The sequence below is a fragment of the Hyphomicrobium facile genome, from assembly GCF_900116175.1.
In the GTDB taxonomy this organism is placed as follows: domain Bacteria; phylum Pseudomonadota; class Alphaproteobacteria; order Rhizobiales; family Hyphomicrobiaceae; genus Hyphomicrobium_B; species Hyphomicrobium_B facile.
In genome coordinates this window covers 21,754-39,895 of record NZ_FPCH01000005.1, presented here as the reverse complement: position 1 = coordinate 39,895, position 18,142 = coordinate 21,754, and the positions used below count along the sequence as shown (strand labels likewise).

19 protein-coding genes are annotated in these 18,142 nt (G+C 62.3%); 11 read left to right on the top strand and 8 right to left on the bottom strand.

Translation table 11 applies throughout. From position 1 onward, the window contains the following. The 8 genes from BM399_RS19715 to BM399_RS19680 form a co-directional block, all read right to left on the bottom strand. The gene (locus BM399_RS19715) at nucleotides 1-891 is read right to left on the bottom strand and encodes a YicC/YloC family endoribonuclease (protein WP_092869516.1); all 891 of its coding nucleotides are present in this window, start codon (nucleotides 889-891) and stop codon (nucleotides 1-3) included. 91 nt (nucleotides 892-982) lie between these two features. After that, complete coding sequence (gene mltG, locus BM399_RS19710) at nucleotides 983-2,203, bottom strand: endolytic transglycosylase MltG (RefSeq protein WP_244531395.1); 1,221 nt, start codon at nucleotides 2,201-2,203, stop codon at nucleotides 983-985. Nucleotides 2,204-2,484: 281 nt separating this feature from the next. Beyond that, nucleotides 2,485-3,747, bottom strand: a complete 1,263-nt coding sequence (gene fabF / locus BM399_RS19705; protein ID WP_092869514.1) for a beta-ketoacyl-ACP synthase II — start codon at nucleotides 3,745-3,747, stop codon at nucleotides 2,485-2,487. A 134-nt stretch (nucleotides 3,748-3,881) separates the two neighbouring features. After that, a complete protein-coding gene (locus BM399_RS19700; protein WP_013215676.1) occupies nucleotides 3,882-4,124 on the bottom strand; it encodes an acyl carrier protein in 243 nt (80 codons plus the stop codon). Between the two features lie 396 nt (nucleotides 4,125-4,520). Next, nucleotides 4,521-5,267 carry a 3-oxoacyl-[acyl-carrier-protein] reductase gene (gene fabG, locus BM399_RS19695; RefSeq protein WP_092869513.1) on the bottom strand — a complete coding sequence of 249 codons (747 nt, stop codon included), beginning with the start codon at nucleotides 5,265-5,267 and terminating at the stop codon, nucleotides 4,521-4,523. A 10-nt stretch (nucleotides 5,268-5,277) separates the two neighbouring features. Beyond that, nucleotides 5,278-6,225 carry an ACP S-malonyltransferase gene (gene fabD, locus BM399_RS19690; RefSeq protein WP_092869512.1) on the bottom strand — a complete coding sequence of 316 codons (948 nt, stop codon included), beginning with the start codon at nucleotides 6,223-6,225 and terminating at the stop codon, nucleotides 5,278-5,280. Nucleotides 6,226-6,463: 238 nt separating this feature from the next. Then, nucleotides 6,464-6,976, bottom strand: coding sequence for a VOC family protein (locus tag BM399_RS19685; protein WP_092869511.1), 513 nt, complete (start codon nucleotides 6,974-6,976; stop codon nucleotides 6,464-6,466). A 150-nt stretch (nucleotides 6,977-7,126) separates the two neighbouring features. Next, on the bottom strand, nucleotides 7,127-7,369 hold the full coding sequence (locus BM399_RS19680; RefSeq protein ID WP_092869510.1) for a hypothetical protein: 243 nt from the start codon (nucleotides 7,367-7,369) through the stop codon (nucleotides 7,127-7,129). Nucleotides 7,370-7,737: 368 nt separating this feature from the next. Between BM399_RS19680 and rpsF the strand changes: the two genes are divergently transcribed. The 11 genes from rpsF (at nucleotide 7,738) to BM399_RS19625 (ending at nucleotide 18,133) form a co-directional block, all read left to right on the top strand. Then, nucleotides 7,738-8,295 carry a 30S ribosomal protein S6 gene (rpsF, locus tag BM399_RS19675; protein ID WP_092869509.1) on the top strand — a complete coding sequence of 186 codons (558 nt, stop codon included), beginning with the start codon at nucleotides 7,738-7,740 and terminating at the stop codon, nucleotides 8,293-8,295. Nucleotides 8,296-8,298: 3 nt separating this feature from the next. Next, nucleotides 8,299-8,553: a 30S ribosomal protein S18 gene (gene rpsR / locus BM399_RS19670; RefSeq protein WP_045836217.1), complete on the top strand. Its 255-nt coding sequence runs from the start codon at nucleotides 8,299-8,301 to the stop codon at nucleotides 8,551-8,553. A gap of 114 nt (nucleotides 8,554-8,667) precedes the next feature. Then, on the top strand, nucleotides 8,668-9,621 hold the full coding sequence (locus BM399_RS19665) for a DUF2232 domain-containing protein (protein WP_092869508.1): 954 nt from the start codon (nucleotides 8,668-8,670) through the stop codon (nucleotides 9,619-9,621). 38 nt (nucleotides 9,622-9,659) lie between these two features. Beyond that, on the top strand, nucleotides 9,660-10,232 hold the full coding sequence (gene rplI / locus BM399_RS19660; protein ID WP_092869507.1) for a 50S ribosomal protein L9: 573 nt from the start codon (nucleotides 9,660-9,662) through the stop codon (nucleotides 10,230-10,232). A 149-nt stretch (nucleotides 10,233-10,381) separates the two neighbouring features. Continuing rightward, nucleotides 10,382-11,893 carry a replicative DNA helicase gene (locus BM399_RS19655; protein WP_092869506.1) on the top strand — a complete coding sequence of 504 codons (1,512 nt, stop codon included), beginning with the start codon at nucleotides 10,382-10,384 and terminating at the stop codon, nucleotides 11,891-11,893. 22 nt (nucleotides 11,894-11,915) lie between these two features. Beyond that, the gene (gene alr / locus BM399_RS19650) at nucleotides 11,916-13,058 is read left to right on the top strand and encodes an alanine racemase (RefSeq protein WP_092869505.1); all 1,143 of its coding nucleotides are present in this window, start codon (nucleotides 11,916-11,918) and stop codon (nucleotides 13,056-13,058) included. Nucleotides 13,059-13,062: 4 nt separating this feature from the next. Beyond that, on the top strand, nucleotides 13,063-14,442 hold the full coding sequence (gene radA / locus BM399_RS19645; protein ID WP_092869504.1) for a DNA repair protein RadA: 1,380 nt from the start codon (nucleotides 13,063-13,065) through the stop codon (nucleotides 14,440-14,442). 55 nt (nucleotides 14,443-14,497) lie between these two features. After that, nucleotides 14,498-15,133 (top strand): CvpA family protein, encoded by a 636-nt coding sequence (locus BM399_RS19640; protein WP_092869503.1) that lies wholly within the window; start codon nucleotides 14,498-14,500, stop codon nucleotides 15,131-15,133. Nucleotides 15,134-15,219: 86 nt separating this feature from the next. Then, nucleotides 15,220-16,707 carry an amidophosphoribosyltransferase gene (gene purF, locus BM399_RS19635; RefSeq protein ID WP_092869502.1) on the top strand — a complete coding sequence of 496 codons (1,488 nt, stop codon included), beginning with the start codon at nucleotides 15,220-15,222 and terminating at the stop codon, nucleotides 16,705-16,707. A gap of 42 nt (nucleotides 16,708-16,749) precedes the next feature. Beyond that, on the top strand, nucleotides 16,750-17,526 hold the full coding sequence (locus tag BM399_RS19630; RefSeq protein WP_092869501.1) for an SDR family NAD(P)-dependent oxidoreductase: 777 nt from the start codon (nucleotides 16,750-16,752) through the stop codon (nucleotides 17,524-17,526). Between the two features lie 214 nt (nucleotides 17,527-17,740). Next, entirely contained in the window at nucleotides 17,741-18,133 is a 393-nt protein-coding gene (locus BM399_RS19625; protein WP_092869500.1) for a DUF930 domain-containing protein, read from the top strand. Nucleotides 18,134-18,142: the final 9 nt, after the last annotated feature.

Genomic DNA, 18,142 nt, shown 5'->3' with positions numbered 1-18,142 from the left:
CTATTCGACATTTTGCACTTGTTCACGAAGCTGGTCGATGACCGTCTTCAACTGCAGGCCGAGCCGGGTAACGTCGACCGCGTTCGCTTTCGAGCAAAGCGTGTTGGCTTCGCGGTTGAATTCCTGCGCCAGAAAATCGAGCTTCCGCCCGACGGCCCCAGGTTCGCTGATGATATCGCGCGCGCCGGAAACGTGGGCGGCAAGGCGCTGCAGTTCTTCCTCGACGTCAGCACGCGTCGCCATGAGCATGGCTTCCTGATAGAGCCGATCTTGATCGAGTGCCGCCGTCGTCTCGAAGAGGCGAGCCATCGCATCCTTCAACCGCGCGACAATCGCTTCCGGCGACCGGGAAGGCGACGCACGCACCTCTCCCGCCAGCCGTTCGATCTGGGCGAGCTGATCGCGAACGATTTCCGCGAGGCGCGTGCCCTCGGCGCGCCGCGCTTCGGCAAGCTTGTCGAGCGTGGCCTCGAGGCTGCGCAAGACCGCGCTTTCGCGCGCCGCACGCGCTTCGCTGTCCTCGACCGCTTGATCCGCAGTCTCGAGCACGCCTTTGATCATGAGAAACTGCGCTGCATCGGGCTTCGCTGCGCCCGATAACGCCGATACCCGGTCGGCGGCCTTCATGACATCGGCGAGCACCAGTTCATTCAAACGCACGGAGCCGTTGCCCTGCTGCCGTTCGAGCGCGAGCGACAGGGCAATGCTCCCACGGGCAAACCGCTTTGAAACGGCGTCGCGCGCGGCAACTTCGAGGCCCTCATAGCCGGGCGGCAGGCGCAGCCGAACGTCGAGGCCGCGGCCGTTGACGCTGCGCGCTTCCCACGTCCACGCCAGGCCATCGGCCGAGCCATCGACACGGGCAAATCCCGTCATGCTGGAAATTGTCATAGGGAAAGGTCTCGTCGACGGGGTGAGCTAGCGGCGCGCAACTTAACGGGTCGCGCCGCCCCCGCCAACAGGAGTTGTGATCAGGTGCGATCTATTGCTTCTTCGGCTTCCGGACGGGCAAGGGAACGTCCGTCGAATTGGCCGAGGAAACCGGAGCCGCCGAGCCATCGTCGGCGCCGTTGGCCGAGGTCGCCGGAGTCTGCGTCTTCGCGGCTTTCTGCCCCTTCGTCACGACCGGGCTTTTCGGAGCGGAATCGGGCCCCTGAGGGATTGGAACGGTGCCCGTGTCCGGATCGGCCGCGTCGGCTGCCCCCTGCTTGGCTTTCGCCTGCTTCTCGACCTGCCGCCATTTCTGGACAGCCGAGTTGTGATCTTTCAACGTTTCCGAGAACGTATGGCCGCCAGTACCATCGGCGACGAAATAGAGATCGGACGTTTTCGCCGGATGCAGCGCCGCCTCGATTGTGGATTTGCCCGGGTTGCAGATCGGCCCCGGCGGCAAGCCGTTGATCTGGTACGTGTTATACGGCGACTTGGTATCGATATCGGTTCTCGTGATGCTGCGGCCCAGAACACCCTGGCCCCCGACGATGCCGTAAATGATCGTTGGATCGGACTGCAGCCGCATCCCCTTCCGCAGCCGATTGTAGAAAACGGCCGCCACACGATCGCGCTCGTCCTGACGGCCCGTTTCCTTCTCGACGATCGAGGCGAACGTCACCAGCTCTTCAGGAGATCTGACCGGGAGATCGGGATCGCGCTGCTCCCAGAGTTCCGCCAAGGTCTTCTCCATCCCGTCCCGCATCCGGTCCAGGATCTCGTGTCGCGAAGCGCCCTTCGAAAAATAATATGTATCGGGAAGCAGCGTACCTTCGGCTGGAATGCTCGTGATCTCGCCGCTGAGGTTCGGCTCGGCCTTGAGCCGCTCGACGATCTGCTCGCTCGTCAGGCCTTCAGGTAAGGTGGTCTTGTAGAGGATCGACTTGCCCTCGGCGAGCGTATCGATCACCTCCCGCATGGAGGCGTGTTCCTTGATTTCGTATTCGCCCGCGCGAAGCTCGGTCGTCTTTCGGCTGCCGAGGAAGCCTTGCAGCAGATAGCCGCCGACGAAGGTCCATCGATTCGTGATGACGCCTTCTTTTTCCAAGCGCTCGGCGATCGCGATCCGGCCTTCGCCCTTGGGGATCACGACGGTGCGCGGCGCACCGAGTGGGCCGGGGCTTTCGAACTGATTGAAAATGGCGAACGCCGTTCCGCCGACGAGCACCATCACGATGAGAGATACGGTCAGGACGCTGCTGATGACGCGCACGAAGCCGCTCAAGGCGCGCGATGGCTCACGGGCTTGAATGCCGCGCGGACGGCCCGGCGCACGACCCGGCTCCAACCGTTCGGCGGGGCTTCGAGCGCCAGCAGTCCGAGACGTTCTGTTCCCGTCCGGCCGCTTTCTGTTTTGACTCATGATACCGCGAGCACCGTCATTGAAAGAGCGCTGCGTACGAGATTTATCGCCCCGAATTGCGCTGCTCCATCCCCCACCCGCGAGGGACGCTCAACGTAAAATGTGGCAAAAACCCGTACCCGCCGCAGCTTTCACGCGACGCGGCGGAGAACGAGCGACGCATTCGTCCCACCGAAGCCAAACGAATTCGAGAGCGCGGTATTGATATCACGCTTTTGTGCCTTGTGAGGCACAAGATCGATCGCCGTCTCGACGGACGGATTGTCGAGGTTGAGCGTCGGCGGAGCAACGTTATCGCGGATCGCGAGAACGGAGAATATCGCCTCGACCGCCCCGGCTGCACCGAGCAGATGGCCGATGGCCGACTTCGTCGACGACATCGCAAGCTTGCCCGCGCTGTTACCGAACAGCCGTTCAACAGCTTTGAGTTCAATCTCGTCGCCCATCGGCGTCGAGGTGCCGTGCGCGTTGACGTAGTCGATCTCGCTCGGCGCGACACCCGCCCGGGCAAGAGCGGCCTTCATGCAGCGGTAGCCGCCGTCGCCATCTTCGGCAGGCGCAGTGATGTGATAGGCGTCCGCTGACATGCCGTAACCGATGACCTCGGCGTAAATCTTAGCGCCGCGAGCCTTGGCGTGCTCATAGCTTTCGAGGATGACGATGCCGGCACCCTCGCCCATCACGAAGCCGTCGCGGTCTTTGTCGTACGGCCGCGAACCTCTTGTGGGATCATCGTTGAAGCCCGTCGAGAGCGCGCGGCAAGCGGCAAAGCCCGCCATCGCGATACGGCAGATCGGGCTCTCCGTACCGCCCGCAACCATGACATCGGCATCGTCGAGCGCGATGATGCGGGCAGCGTCGCCGATCGCATGCGTGCCGGTCGCGCAGGCCGTGACGACCGCGTTGTTCGGACCGCGCAAGTGATGCTTGATCGAAACGTACCCGCCGGCGAGATTGATGAGGCGGCCGGGAATGAAGAATGGCGAGACGCGGCGCGGGCCCTTCTCCTTGAGCAGGATGGACGTATCCGCAATTCCAGATAGCCCGCCGATGCCCGAGCCGATGAGAACGCCTGCGCGCTCCTGCGCATCGGAGGTATCGAACTTCAGGCCGGAATCCGCGATAGCCTGATCGGCGGCAGCGACCGCATAGATGATGAAATCATCGACCTTGCGCTGCTCTTTCGGCTCCATCCAGTCATCGGGATTGAACTTGCCCTCTGACGTGGCGCCCCGCGGAATGAAGTTCGCGATCTGACAAGTTATGTCGGAAACTTCGAATTCCTCGATACGCCGTGCACCGCTTTGGCCCGCGAGAAGGTTGGACCATGAGGCCTCGACACCGCATCCGACGGGAGTGACGAGACCCAATCCTGTAATGACGACACGGCGCATCGATTTTTTCTTATTTCCCGTTGCAGTGATTGCGATCGGCGCTGGGCGCGTAGAGGGGGCCGGTTGCCCAGCCCCCTCTTAATTCTGTCCGATAGACGCAACTGCGCCAAGGACGAAAAGAAACGGCGACGCTATTAAGCGGCGCTTGCGTTCTTTTCGAGGAACTTGACGGCGTCGCCGACCGTCAGGATGTGCTCGGCAGCATCGTCCGGAATTTCGCAGCCGAATTCCTCTTCGAATGCCATCACGAGCTCAACAGTATCCAAGCTGTCTGCACCAAGGTCGTCGATGAAGCTTGCATTGTCGGTGACCTTGTCGGCCTCGACCCCAAGATGCTCTACGACAATTTTCTTCACGCGCTCTGCGACATCGCTCATCGTCAATCCTCGTGTCTTTCTAATTTTTGGCGGCCTTTTATTGCTCGCCTGTTCGCCCTGCAGAACCCGCTATAAGCCGCATGACAGGATATCAACTTACGGGAAGTTTAGCCTGTTCGGATAGGGGTTCGCCCCGTTCAGAAGTCTTTTTTCGTTAGTCGCCGTAGCGTGAGTCTCAACGCTCGGCACCGTCTCCAACTTGCACGGCGCTGAGTTGTCCCCAGCTTCGCACAGTCCCGATGACGTGATTTCGACGCCTCAAAACCGTGGTGTCGTTAACACACTTCAGGAGCAATGCAAAGCACGTGGTGACGCACCGTTCAGCATCAGAATGCCCAACAGGCTCGAGGCCAATAAATCAGGCATTCTGGGCGTTTACCAATGCAGAAGGCTGCATCAAACCATCGCCATGCCGCCGTTGATATGGAGCGTTTGGCCGGTGATATAGCCGCCTTCGTTCGAGGCGAGATATAAACAGCCTGCTGCCACATCCAGCGGCTCGCCAAAGCGTTGCGCCGGAATGATTTGAGCGATCTCACCCTTCTGCTTTTCAGTCAGAACATCCGTCATCGCCGTCTTGATAAAGCCGGGCGCGATACAGTTTGCCGTGATCCCGCGTGACGCGACTTCACGTGCGAGCGATTTGGTCATGCCGATCATACCGGCTTTGGACGCTGCATAGTTGCCCTGGCCCGGATTGCCGAAAACGCCCGAAACCGATGCGATGTTGATGATGCGCCCGTACCCGGTCTTGGACCGCATCATGTGGCGCGAGGCGGCGCGGCAGAGCATGAAGGTCGACGTCAGGTTGACCGCGATGACGTCATCCCACTGATCGTCCTTCATCACCATGAAGAGATTATCCTTGGTGAGACCGGCATTGTTCACCAGGATATCCAGCCGTCCGCCGAGCGCCTTAACGGCCTCGTCGACCAGCTTGCCGACGCTTGCACGATCGGCGAGGTCGCACGGAACGACGTGAACCCTGTCGCCGAGTTCCTTGGCCAAAGCGTCGAGCGCCTCGACCTTACGTCCGGAAATCGCGACGGAAGCGCCCGCCTTATGCAGTACGCGCGCAATCTCTGCGCCAAGTCCGCCGGTGGCGCCCGTCACGAGCGCAGTCTTGCCGGTCAAATCGAACATTCAGATCTCCTTATTGAGTGAGTGCGGCGATCGCCGCATCGATATCGGCCGGTGTCCCAACACTCATCGCGTTGGCACTTGGCGCTGTGCGCTTGACGAGCCCGGCCAGAACCTTGCCTGCGCCGATCTCGTAGAAATCCGTCACCCCGGCCTGAGCCATCGCAGCGACGCATTCGCGCCAGCGAACCGTGCCCGTAACCTGCTCGACGAGGCGCTTTTTAATGTCGTCCGGATCGGAAATGGGCTCTGCCAGAACGTTTGCAACGACGGGCACCAGAGGAGCGCGAACCGTAACCGACGCCAAGGCTTCGGCCATCGCGTCGGCGGCAGGTTGCATAAGCTTGCAATGGAAGGGCGCCGAGACCGGAAGCGGCACCGCGCGCCGGACACCGAACGCCTTCCCGATCTCCATCACGCGGTCGATCGCCGTCTTGTGGCCGGAGAGCACGACCTGTGTCGGCTCGTTGTCGTTGGCGACCTGGCAAACGTCACCTTGCGCGGCCTCGGCTGCAACTTTCTCGGCCACATCGATCCCGACGCCGAGAAGCGCCGCCATCGCGCCGACGCCGACCGGAACGGCCTTCTGCATGGCGAGCCCGCGGAGGCGAAGGAGCCGAGCGGCGTCTGCCAGCGAGAACGCGCCTGCGGCGGCCAGCGCCGAATATTCCCCGAGCGAATGCCCGGCGACGAACTTCACGTTGTCCGCAAGAGAGAAGCCGCGCTCCTTCTCGAGAACCCGCATGACTGCGACAGAGACGGCCATCAACGCGGGTTGCGCATTTTCTGTCAGCGTGAGGGTCTCTTTCGGCCCCTCCCAGATGATCGCCGACAGCTTTTCACCCAGCGCATCGTCGACCTCTTCGAAGACGGCGCGCGCCGCCGGAAAAGCATCCGCTAGCGCCTTGCCCATGCCGACGTCCTGGCTGCCCTGCCCTGGAAAAACGAATGCGCGTGCCATCGTTTGGAAAAATACCTTGTGCTGGATTGCCGGGAAGCACCCCCCACGGCGAGATTTGGCGGCCTTAGTCCACCTGACCCATCCCGGTGTCAAGAGACGCAGGGTATCGCCCGCGCACGCGCCCGGCAGCCGGCTCCCCTCTCGGGGAGACGTCGGGCGCAAACTAACGCCCGCGCCCGGCGGCCGGCTCCCCGCAGGGGAGTCGCCGGGCGCAAACAAAAAGCGCGCAACAAAAAAGCTAGACCGGCTCGCGCAGGAGATGGTCCAGGTCCAAGGCCCGGGTGAACATCGCGATATTTCCAGCAGAGTCTCGCGGCCACTCGGATTCCGGGCGGTCCCAATAGAGTTCCACCCCATTCCCGTCCGGATCATCGAGGTAGAGAGCCTGGCTCACACCATGATCGCTGGCGCCGGAAAGCCGGACGCCTGCGGAGATCAGGCGTCGCAACGCATCGGCGAGCGCCGCCCTCGTCGGGTAAAGAACGGCGACATGGTAGAGACCGGTCGTACCCGGAGGCGGCGCACTACCCCCGCGGCTTTCCCAGGTATTGAGCCCGATGTGATGATGATATCCGCCCGCGGAAATGAAGGCCGCTTGGCTCCCTAAACGCTGCATCAGCTCGAAACCAAGCACGCCGCAGTAGAAATCGAGCGCCCGCTGAAGATCGGCGACCTTGAGATGGACGTGACCAATTCTGACGCCTTTGTCGATCGGCGAAGGCGCAACAGCTGTCGTACGAGGCTCATCCATCGAGGGTAAAGCTCCCAAATTATCCTGAGCCAGGAAATGGGCGGGAGCCTGGTCGAAGGCAAGACTTGGCGTTAGCGCGCTCCCAGCGCAAAAAAAAAGCGCCGCGAGACCGCGGCGCCCATGTGAAGGCGGATTGCAGAGTGGCTTCGTTCAGCCTTCGACGGTTTCGACTTCGCAAAGCTCTCCATCGATCAGGTCGAAGAGAACATCGGTGCCCGATGCTTCGGCTTGGGCCAGAGCTTCCACGAGGCTGTCATCGATCGGCGCCACCTTGAGGGCTGCGACATCCGATGCACCATTCTCCTGCATCGACGCCTCGCCTTCGCTTTTGGCGGTCGCCTCGTCGTCCTCGACCGCCCAGATCGTTTCTTCGGTATAGGCTGCAAACTTCATGTCTTCTCGTCTCCCTTCACGCGCCGGGACCGTCCCCCGGCACCCCATCTAGGCCATGATTCCAGCGCTGGGCGGGTGACAGTTACGCGGCTATTGAGCAGAAATAGACAAGGCGGCGGGGCGCTGACCGGGTTGCCCTCGGCCCAAATTCCTGTATAAGCCCGCTTTCCCGTCGGCAGGAGGCTGAACGGGGGCTTAGGTTGTACCAGCTAAACGGCCGGTCGAGCCCGAGGGGCGCTTCGCGCGCTGTCCCCCAGTGTCTTCTCCTATTTGGTACCAGATTGGCCTTTCTCGGCCTTTTGGGGCTTTGCGCCGGCGGAAAAGCTGACGTCGAAAGACGTTGAAACTCAAACCGAAAGGCCAACCGTATGCCGCTCTATGAGCATACATTCCTGGCGCGCCAGGACATTACCCAGGCCCAAGTTGAAGCCCTCATGAAGGAATTCCAGGGCATCATCGAAGAAGGCCAGGGCAAGATCACCAAGCAAGAATACTGGGGTCTGAAGAACCTCGCGTTCAAGATCAAGAAGAACCGCAAGGCGCATTACGCCTTCTTCAACATCGATTCCCCGCCTGCAGCCGTTGCTGAAATGGAGCGGCGCATGGGCATCAACACGGACGTCATGCGTTTCATGACCGTCCGCGTCGAAGAGCTCGAGACCGAGCCGAGCATCCAGATGCGCAAGCAGGATCGCGACGAGCGCGGTGATCGCGATCGTGGCTTCGGCGGCCCCGGTGGCGGCCGCGGCGGCCCGCCCCGCGGTGATCGCGGATTCGGCGGCGGCGGTCGCGAAGGCGGCTCCACGTTCCGCTCGCGTCCTCCCCGTGAAGGCGGCGCCCCTGGCGATCGCGGTCCGCGTCCCCCGCGTGAAGGCGAAGCGCCCCGCGCACCCCGTCGTGATTCCACACCTGGCTCGGAGGGCTAACCAATGGCTGAAATCGCCTCATCAGGCGGCGGAGCCCGCCGTCCGTTCCAACGTCGCCGCAAGACCTGCCCGTTCTCGGGCGCCGGCGCACCGAAGATCGATTACAAGGACGTCCGCACGCTCGGTCGTTATATCTCCGAGCGCGGCAAGATCGTTCCGAGCCGCATCACGGCCGTATCGGCAAAGAAGCAACGCGAGCTGGCACGCGCGATCAAGCGCGCACGCTTCCTCGGCCTGCTGCCTTACGTGATCAAGTAATACCGAAGGCGGAGCGGCCCGAGTGTCGCTCCGCCTCTCTTTCTCTCAATACGTTGGGTCGGAACGGGTGACCGGATCTGGCTCTAACCGCACAGATCGCGGGACAGCAAACGAATGCAGTCGAAAGCTTTCATACTCGCCCTCGCCGCCGGATTGATCTCGGCGGTCGTCTTCGCGTCAGCGACGACCGGCGCTTTTCTGCTCCGCATCATTCTCTTTCTACTGACGCCGCTGCCGATCTATCTGACGGGCCTCGGCCTCGGCCCTGCCGCAGCCGGCATCGCTGCGATCACCGCGACCGCCATCGTACTGCTGATCGCCAATCCGCTCGCCGCCCTCGTCTACGCCATCAGCACGGCGGCTCCCGCCGTTGTTTGCACGCGTCTCGCTCTCCTCAGCCGCGAGGAGGGAGACGAACGCCAATGGTATCCGATCGGCCGTGTCGTCGTTGCCGCCGCGATATTCTCGGCAGTCTTTGCGATGCTCGCCCTCATGCTGATGGGCGGCGACCTCGAAACGCTGACGAAATTGTTGCGCACCGTCGTCGAGAGTTTCGTCAAAACCGAACTCGCGCAAGTGCCGGGCGCTCCGGCAATCGGCCCGAGCGAGATCGATTCCATCACGCGTTCGACGCTGTCATCGTTGCCGTGGGCGCTGGGCCTTCTCTCCATGGGAACGATCCTGCTGAACCTGTGGCTCGCCGGACGGATTACGCTCGCCTCGGGGCGCCTTCAGCGTCCATGGCCGGATCTTGCGGAATTCGCGATGCCGGCGTCCGCGGTGTTCGTGCTGCTGATCGCGATCGCGCTGTCGTTCGTCGATGGGATCGCAGGACTCTTCGCGGGCGCAGTCGCCGCGCCGTTCACGTTCGCATTCGCTCTCGTCGGCCTTGCTGTCGTTCATTCACTGACGCGCGGCTCGCCATGGCGGACCTTCATTCTGACAGCTCTCTACACCGGCCTAGTGTTCCTCCCCTACATCGGCCTGCTGCTCGCAGTCACCGGTTTGGCGGAAACCGTCTTTCACTATCGAACGGCCGGTCGGCCACCTGAAACACCTTCCACCTGACAATCCGACTTCAACGCATCCAACAGGAGCTCCAAACTATGCAAGTCATTCTCCTCCAGCGTATCGGCCGCCTCGGCCAGATGGGCGACATCGTCAACGTCAAGGACGGCTACGCCCGCAACTACCTGCTCCCGCAGAAGAAGGCGCTCCGCGCAACTGACGACAACAAGAAGGTCTTCGAGGGCCGCCGCGCACAGCTCGAAGCCGACAACCTCGCACACAAATCGGAAGCCGAAGCCGTTTCGGCCAAGCTCTCGGGGAAGTCGTTCGTCCTCATCCGCGCGGCCGGCGATACGGGCCAGCTCTACGGTTCGGTCTCGACGCGCGACATCGCGGCAGTGATCACCGAAGGCGGCTTCACCGTCGACCGCAACCAGATCGTCCTCGACAAGCCGATCAAGGCGCTTGGCCTGACGCCGGCCAGAGTTCAGCTGCACCCTGAAGTCGTCGCCAGCATCGATCTGAACATCGCTCGTTCGCAGGACGAAGCCGACAAGCAGGCTCGCGGCGAAAACGTTGCCGTCGTGAAGGAAGAAGCGCTCGAGCTCGAAACCTTCAATCCCGACTCGGCATTCGAAGCCGGCGCTGGCCCGGACGACGAATCAGCCTGAGCGTAGCCGCATAAATACTGGGTTGCTTGGTCGTGGCGCGAATCCCACGGCCAAGCACTTCCAGAACGCCATGTTGATATCGGGGATGCTTTACGGGTTGCATGTCCCCACCCCGCGAATGCGACGCGGAATCTGCTAAGCCTCCCCGCATGGCAAATCCCGCATTCCTCAACACCGAGAAGCTCAAGCAAGTATCCTCGGCGGACGAGGCGCTGACCTTCCGTCAACCGCCTCACAATCTCGAAGCCGAACAGGCGCTCCTCGGTGCGATCCTCGTCAACAACGAGGCGCTCGACCGCGTTTCCGGCTTTCTGTCTCCCGAACATTTCTTTGATCCGCTCCATGGGCGAATCTACGAAACGCTGGCGACGCTCATTCATGCCGGCAAAACGGCGACGCCGATCACCGTCAAAACATTCTTCGAGAACGTCGAGCCGATCGACGCGAACATGACCGTGCCGCAATACCTCGGCCGTCTCGCAGCCAACGCAACGACGATCATCAACGCCGCCGAATACGGCCGCACGATCTACGATCTCTCGACGCGCCGCTCGTTGATCATCATCGGCGAAGATCTGGTCAACACGGCCTACGATAGCGCCGTCGACCACCCGCCCCGCTCACAGATCGAGGAAGCCGAAAGCCGCCTCTATTCGCTCGCCGAGCAGAACAAGTACGGCAAAGGATTCGAGTCCTTCAAATCCGCGCTCATCACCGCCGTCGAGATGGCGAACAGTGCTTTCCAGCGCGCAGGACATCTATCGGGCGCGTCGACCGGCCTTTCCGATCTCGACAACAAGCTCGGCGGATTGCAGCGGTCGGATCTCATCATCCTCGCGGGCCGTCCGTCGATGGGTAAGACCGCGCTCGTAACGAACATCGCCTACAACGTCGCCAAGGCCTATCGCGGCGAACGGCAAGCGGACGGCACGATGAAGACGATGGACGGCGGCGTCGTCGGCTTCTTCTCACTCGAAATGTCGTCCGAGCAGCTCGCGACGCGTATCCTTGCCGAGCAGGCGGAAATCAGCTCGGAAAAGATCCGCCGCGGCATGATCGACGAGAACGAGTTCCGCAAGCTCTCCGAAGTCGCGTCCGAAATGTCGCGTATCCCGCTCTTCATCGACCAGACGGGCGGCATCACGATCGCGCAGCTCTCGGCGCGGGCGCGAAAGCTGAAGCGCCAGCACGGCCTCGATCTACTCGTCGTCGACTACCTCCAGCTTCTTGCCGGATCGAAAGCGAGCAGCAGCGCCAACCGCGTGCAGGAAATCACCGAAATCACGACGGGCCTCAAGGCGCTCGCGAAAGAACTGGTCGTACCGATCATCGCGCTCTCGCAGCTGTCTCGTCAGGTCGAGCAGCGCGAAGACAAGCGGCCGCAGCTTTCCGACCTTCGTGAATCGGGCTCGATCGAGCAGGACGCCGACGTCGTCATGTTCGTCTTCCGCGAAGAATATTACGTCGAGCGCACGAAGCCTGCCGAAGGAACGCCCGAATTTGCCGATTGGATGACCAAGATGAGCATGGTGTCGGGCAAGGCCGAGGTGATTATCGGCAAACAGCGTCACGGTCCCGTCGGCACGGTCGAACTGGCCTTCGAAGGCCAATACACGCGCTTTGGCAATTTGGCTCGGGACTATATGGTGCCCGAGCGTTAAGAGATCGGGTGGAAACGGCAAGATGACGGTCAATATGCGCATGCCGGAAAGCCTAGCCAGCGCCACCGGTACGATCACGGTTGACCTCGCGCAGATCGTGACGAACTGGCGGGCGCTCGCAAACAAGGTCGCGCCGGCCCAGTGCGCTGCCGTCGTGAAAGCCGATGCCTATGGCCTCGGAGCCGAGCGCGTCATCGCCGCGCTGGCGCGAGCGGGTTGCAGCGCCTTTTTCATCGCGACGCCCGACGAAGCCGAGCTAGCGCGCAAGCTGGCGCCGCAGGCCTGCATCTTTGCTTTGGACGGCCTCGTCGGAAATTCAGCTGCGGCATTCGACCGGCTCTCGGTTACGCCGGTCCTGTCGACCCTCGACGACGTCGTCGCCTGGTCCGCGCTGAGCAGGTCGCGCGGCGCGAAATTGCCGGCGGCCCTCCATATCGACACGGGCCTCAACCGGCTGGGGCTCCCCGTGCGCGACGTTCGTCGTCTTGCAGCCGAACCCACCATGATGGCGGGCGTCGAACTCAAGCTCGTGATGAGCCATCTCGCCTCCGCCGACAATCCGCGCGATCCGAAAAATCGCGACCAGCTTCTGGCGTTCGAAACGCTCTCGGCGCTGTTCCCCGGCGTTCCGCGAAGTCTCGCCGCGTCCGACGGACTGATGCTCGGAGCCGCTTATCATTTCGATCTCGTGAGGCCCGGTTACGCGCTCTATGGCGGCCAGGCATCGCAAAGCTCGCCGGCCCCGGTGAAGCCTGCGGTGACGGTGGCAGCGCGCATCCTCGCCGTCGCCGATGTCGTTCCCGGCGAAACCGTCGGATACTCGGCAACATGGCGCGCGAGACGCCCGAGCCGGATTGCGACCATCGCTGCGGGTTACGCCGATGGGATACCACGCAGTGCCAGCGCTCCCGATGGCCGGCCCGGAGGTCACGTTCTCATCAGCGGCCATCTCGCACCCATTGTCGGGCGCGTTTCGATGGACCTCATCACCGTCGACGTCACCGATCTACCGGAAGGCGCCGCAATGCCCGGCGAATTCGCCAAGCTCGTCGCCGAAGGGCTGACGATCGAAGACGCGGGCTTCGCGGCAGGCACGATCGGCTATGAGATCCTGACGCGGCTCGGGCATCGCTTCACGCGCCTCTACCTCGACGACACCCCATAACAACATGGCAAAAGCCTCTCGATCGTCGCTCTACGTCTGCCAGTCCTGCGGAGCGACCTCCACGCGCTGGGCGGGCAAATGTACCGCTTGCGGCGAGTGGAATGCGCTCGTCGAAGAGACGGACGCCGGGCCGCCGCCCGGCGCCGGCGTCACGCGGCAAAGCAAGGGACGCGTAGTCAAACTCGAAACGCTGAAAGGCGACGCTGAGGAAGCACCGCGCTTCTCGACCGGGATCGCCGAACTCGATCGCGTGACCGGCGGTGGCGTGGTGCCGGGGTCCGCGATCCTGATCGGTGGCGAACCAGGAATAGGAAAGTCGACGCTCTTGCTCCAAGTCGCAGCCCACGTGGCGCGGCGTGGCGGACGCGCGGTCTATTTCTCCGGCGAAGAAGCCGTCGCACAGGTCCGCCTGCGCGCTGGGCGGTTGGGCCTTGCCGACGCTCAAGTCGGGCTCGCCTCCGAAACCAATCTCTCGAACATTCTGGCGACGCTCGGAGAGGACCGGCCGCCCGATCTCATCATCATCGATTCGATTCAGACACTTTGGGCGGACACGCTCGACGCGGCCCCCGGCACGGTCAGCCAGGTGCGCGCCGCGGCTCTCTCGCTCATCCGCTATGCGAAGATGGCGGGCGCCGCCCTGCTCCTCGTCGGCCACGTCACCAAGGATGGCCAGATCGCCGGACCCAAGGTCATCGAGCACATGGTCGACACCGTGTTGTACTTCGAAGGTGATCGTGGCCTGACGTATCGTATCCTTCGCGCCGTCAAAAACCGCTTCGGGCCGAGCGACGAAATCGGCGTGTTCGAAATGGTTAGCGGCGGCCTGCAGGAGGTCGTGAACCCCTCCGAGCTTTTCCTCGGCGACCGCGACAGCCGCAGCCCCGGAGCCTCGATCTTTGCAGGCGTCGAAGGTACGCGCCCCCTGCTCGTCGAAATTCAGGCCCTCGTCGCACCGTCAGGTCTTGGAACCCCACGCCGGGCCGTTGTCGGCTGGGACAGCAACCGGCTTGCGATGCTGCTGGCCGTGCTCGACGCCCGCTGCGGCGTCTCATTCAGTAGCCACGACGTCTATCTGAACGTCGCCGGAGGCCTCAAAATCACTGAGCCCGCAGCGGATTTGGCGGCGGCTGCGGCGCTTCTGTCGTCGCTTTCGGGCATCGTTCTACCCCGCGACGCCGTGTATTTCGGCGAAGTTTCCCTATCCGGCGCCGTCCGCGCCGCCACCATGATGACCTCGCGGCTGAAAGAAGCCTCAAAACTCGGGTTTGGACGCGCATTTCTGCCTGAAAGTGGCGAGATCGATGTTCATGGGATGAAGTTGTCGCTTTCGCGCATCTCGCATCTCAAGTCGCTTGCAGAGGCCATGACGCCATGCGACTGAATTTCCGAGCGAGTCTGACGCTCGGGGAGCTGTCGATCAGAGAGGGATTCCGGCCATGATCGGTCCGTTCACCTACTTGGACCTGGCGTTGATCGCCGTTGCGTTCATTTCCGGTCTTCTAGCGATGTACCGGGGGTTCGCCCGCGAACTTCTTTCAATCGTGTCGTGGATTGCCGCAGCCGGCGTCGGCTATTGGATCTTCGCGACCAAGAAGGAAATGACCGCGGATATCGCGGCGCAAACAAGCCTTCCGCCTCAAATTGCGACAGTGGCCGTGGCGGTCGTGGTTGCATTGATCGTGTTGATCATCGTGCACCTGATCACGGCCCGCATATCGGATGCGATTCTCGACTCGCAGGTCGGGATGATCGACCGGGTCCTCGGCTTCATCTTCGGCGTGCTCCGCGGCTTCCTGCTCTTCGTTATCCCTTATATGGCGTATGAGGCATTCATCTCGCCGGACAAGGACAAACAGCATCCCCTTGTTCGCGACGCTTATTTTCGCGACTACGTGAAATCGACGGGCGAAGCGATCCGGAACGTTCTGCTGCAGGTTATTCCACAGCCATCGACGACGCCCCCGCCGCCCTCGCCGAACGAACAGCCTGGACAACAAGGCTTTAATGAACAAAAGGGTCGTTCAGTCGCGCTGGTCATTGGCGGCAAGCGGTACTATATGACCGTCGCGTGACGACCGGCGTCGAACATAGCGGAATGTTCGAAGGTTAACCGGCGTATCGGGCGTAGTAGGCCAGCTCAATCGCGGGAGGGTGCCTTATGGCACAGCAAGGCGGCGTGACCACAATCGACGGTCTGACCTTTACCCGCTACGGCGACGATCGCCTCCGGGAGGAATGCGGGGTATTCGGGATCTTCGACCATCCCGATGCCGCAGCCATAACCGCGCTGGGCCTCCACGCACTCCAGCACCGCGGCCAGGAAGCAGCAGGCATCTGCTCCTACGACGGCCGCAACTTTCACTCCGAGCGCCGCATGGGCCTCGTCGGTGATAACTTCTCCAAGCCAGATGTTCTCGCCCGCCTTAAAGGCCGAATGGCCATAGGGCACGATCGATACTCGACGACGGGCGAAGCCCTTATCCGAAACGTCCAACCCCTCTTCGCAGACATTGATACTGGCGGCTTTGCCGTAGCCCACAACGGCAACCTCACGAACGCTCTGACGCTACGGCGCGAGCTCATCTCCTCCGGCGCCATCTGCCAGTCGACCTCCGACACCGAAGTCATCCTCCATCTCCTCTCCCGCTCGAAGAAGCGCCGCATCGTCGAACGCCTGGTCGACGCAATCCGCCAGATCGAAGGCTCTTACGCCCTCGTTTGCCTGACGAACGATATGATGATCGGCGTACGCGATCCGATCGGCATCCGGCCCCTGGTTATCGGCCGTCTCGGCACATCCTACGTTCTTGCTTCCGAGACGTGTGCGCTCGACATGGTGGGCGCCGAATTTTTGCGCGAGGTCGATAACGGCGAGGTCGTCGTCATCACTGACGAAGGTCTCGAAAGCCACCGGCCCTTCCCGATCCGCCCGGCACGGCCGTGCATCTTCGAATACATCTACTTCGCGCGGCCGGATTCTCACGTCGGCGGTCAGACCGTCTATGACATCCGAAAGCGGATGGGCATCGAATTGGCCCGTGAAACACCGACCGCCGCCGATGTCATCGTTCCCATTCCCGACTCCGGCGTTCCCGCCGCAATTGGCTTCAGCCAGCAGAGCGGCATTCCCTTCGAGCTCGGTATCATCCGTAACCACTACGTCGGCCGGACCTTCATTGAACCGGAGCAGCGCATCCGCCAGCTCGGCGTCAAGCTGAAGCATTCGGCGAATTCCGGCGTGATCCGCAACAACCGCGTCGTTCTGATCGATGACAGCGTCGTCCGCGGCACGACATCGAAGAAGATCGTGCAGCTGATCCGCGATGCGGGCGCCGCCGAAGTCCACATGCGTATTTCCTCCCCCCCGATCACGCACCCCGATTTCTACGGCATCGACACGCCGAGCAAAAAGGATCTGCTCGCGGCCAACATGACGCTCGAGGAAATGCGCGAATACATGGGCGCCGACAGCTTGGCTTTCCTCTCGGTCGACGGCATCTATCGCGCCATCGGACTCGATCGCCGCGACGACCGCGCACCGCAGTTCACCGACCACTGCTTCACCGGCGACTACCCGACGAACCTGACCGATTACGGCGGCGAGGCGGTACCCCGGCAGCTTTCCCTCTTGGCCGAAGTGGGCTGATCCAGGCCTCTGATGGCCGCCTCTTAGATTCGTAAGTGACACATGACCGACAGCCCTCTTTCCGGTCGCATAGCTCTTGTGACGGGCGCGTCGCGCGGCATTGGCCGTGCCGCCGCGCTGGGCCTCGCGAAAGCCGGCGCGCACGTCATCATCGCCGCCCGCTCCGTCGGAGCGCTCGAATCCCTCGATGATGAGATTCAGGCAATCGGCGGCGCCGCGACCCTCCTCCAGCTCGATCTGAAAAAGGGCGACCGTGTCGACCAGGTCGGCCCGACGATCTTTCAGCGCTGGCAGCGTCTCGATATCCTTGTGGCCAACGCCGGCATTCTTGGCCCCCTCTCCCCGCTCGGCCATACGACGGACGACGGCTTCGTCTCGACGATCGACATCAACCTCATCGCCAATTGGCGGCTGATACGCACGCTCGACCCGCTTCTGAAGCGCTCCGACGCCGGCAGAGCCATCTTTGTGACGTCGGGGGCGTCGAGCGGCAAATATGCCTACTGGGGCGCCTACGCCGCGTCCAAGGCAGGCCTCGAAGCCCTGGTCAAAACCTGGGCCGCCGAACTCGTGAATACTCCGGTCAAGGCGAACCTCCTCAACCCCGGCGCAACGCGCACGCAAATGCGCGCCAAGGCATTCCCGGGCGAAGATGCGGCAACCCTGCCGCCGCCTGAGGCCCTCGCTCCTCTCTTCGTCGAACTTGCATCGCCCGCTTGCGAACGAAACGGCGAAACGGTGAATTTCCGCGAGTGGCGCGAACAGCAGGCTGCGAAAGACGCGTCCATCCGATCGGCGTCCGACGCCTCAACGAACTGACGGTCCGTCGGTCGTCAGACCGGCCACGACAGTTCCACGACACAAAACCAGCCTCGGAAACGGCGTACACAGCCATTCCCGCACGGCAGCGGAGAACTGCTGGCCCCAACCTCGCCTCAATACGGACACAACCTCGCGCGCTTTGACGATCGCGGCCGGGGGGCCGTTCTGGTCCGGCGGAAGCCGGCCAAGCAGACTTGGGGAACACAACAGAATGCGCTCAACGAGAAGTCTTGTCTTGCTGCTCATTCTGGCGGGCAGCACGCAGACGGCTTTGGCCGATGCATCGATGGATCGCGTGCTCAAAGAGCTCGAACCGGAAGAACGCGCCCATCAAGTCTGCAATTTGCGCGGACTCGATGCGGTCCGCAAAGGCAGCCACCTGAAGGGCGTCGATCGCGTCACCACCACGCTTCAGAAGCCCGCGATTTTCAAGAACAACGTCGTCATCGCCAAAGGCGGCGCGGTGCGTGCGAAAAATCACTGGTACTTTTTGGATTTCACCTGCGCGGTGAGTGCCGACCAGATGAAAGCGACCTCGTTCGATTACAAACTCGGCGGCGAAATACCCGAGAACAAATGGGAAGATTTCGGCCTCTGGAAATGAGGCCGTACA

What these genes read in the sequence shown, in the direction of transcription:
- BM399_RS19715 (WP_092869516.1), bottom strand. Translation starts at nt 891, where the DNA reads ATGACAATTTCCAGCATGACGGGATTTGCCCGTGTCGATGGCTCGGCC.
- fabF (WP_092869514.1), bottom strand. Translation starts at nt 3,747, where the DNA reads ATGCGCCGTGTCGTCATTACAGGATTGGGTCTCGTCACTCCCGTCGGA.
- BM399_RS19700 (WP_013215676.1), bottom strand. Translation starts at nt 4,124, where the DNA reads ATGAGCGATGTCGCAGAGCGCGTGAAGAAAATTGTCGTAGAGCATCTT.
- fabG (WP_092869513.1), bottom strand. Translation starts at nt 5,267, where the DNA reads ATGTTCGATTTGACCGGCAAGACTGCGCTCGTGACGGGCGCCACCGGC.
- fabD (WP_092869512.1), bottom strand. Translation starts at nt 6,225, where the DNA reads ATGGCACGCGCATTCGTTTTTCCAGGGCAGGGCAGCCAGGACGTCGGC.
- BM399_RS19685 (WP_092869511.1), bottom strand. Translation starts at nt 6,976, where the DNA reads ATGGATGAGCCTCGTACGACAGCTGTTGCGCCTTCGCCGATCGACAAA.
- BM399_RS19680 (WP_092869510.1), bottom strand. Translation starts at nt 7,369, where the DNA reads ATGAAGTTTGCAGCCTATACCGAAGAAACGATCTGGGCGGTCGAGGAC.
- rpsF (WP_092869509.1), top strand. Translation starts at nt 7,738, where the DNA reads ATGCCGCTCTATGAGCATACATTCCTGGCGCGCCAGGACATTACCCAG.
- rpsR (WP_045836217.1), top strand. Translation starts at nt 8,299, where the DNA reads ATGGCTGAAATCGCCTCATCAGGCGGCGGAGCCCGCCGTCCGTTCCAA.
- BM399_RS19665 (WP_092869508.1), top strand. Translation starts at nt 8,668, where the DNA reads ATGCAGTCGAAAGCTTTCATACTCGCCCTCGCCGCCGGATTGATCTCG.
- rplI (WP_092869507.1), top strand. Translation starts at nt 9,660, where the DNA reads ATGCAAGTCATTCTCCTCCAGCGTATCGGCCGCCTCGGCCAGATGGGC.
- BM399_RS19655 (WP_092869506.1), top strand. Translation starts at nt 10,382, where the DNA reads ATGGCAAATCCCGCATTCCTCAACACCGAGAAGCTCAAGCAAGTATCC.
- alr (WP_092869505.1), top strand. Translation starts at nt 11,916, where the DNA reads ATGACGGTCAATATGCGCATGCCGGAAAGCCTAGCCAGCGCCACCGGT.
- radA (WP_092869504.1), top strand. Translation starts at nt 13,063, where the DNA reads ATGGCAAAAGCCTCTCGATCGTCGCTCTACGTCTGCCAGTCCTGCGGA.
- BM399_RS19640 (WP_092869503.1), top strand. Translation starts at nt 14,498, where the DNA reads ATGATCGGTCCGTTCACCTACTTGGACCTGGCGTTGATCGCCGTTGCG.
- purF (WP_092869502.1), top strand. Translation starts at nt 15,220, where the DNA reads ATGGCACAGCAAGGCGGCGTGACCACAATCGACGGTCTGACCTTTACC.
- BM399_RS19630 (WP_092869501.1), top strand. Translation starts at nt 16,750, where the DNA reads ATGACCGACAGCCCTCTTTCCGGTCGCATAGCTCTTGTGACGGGCGCG.
- BM399_RS19625 (WP_092869500.1), top strand. Translation starts at nt 17,741, where the DNA reads ATGCGCTCAACGAGAAGTCTTGTCTTGCTGCTCATTCTGGCGGGCAGC.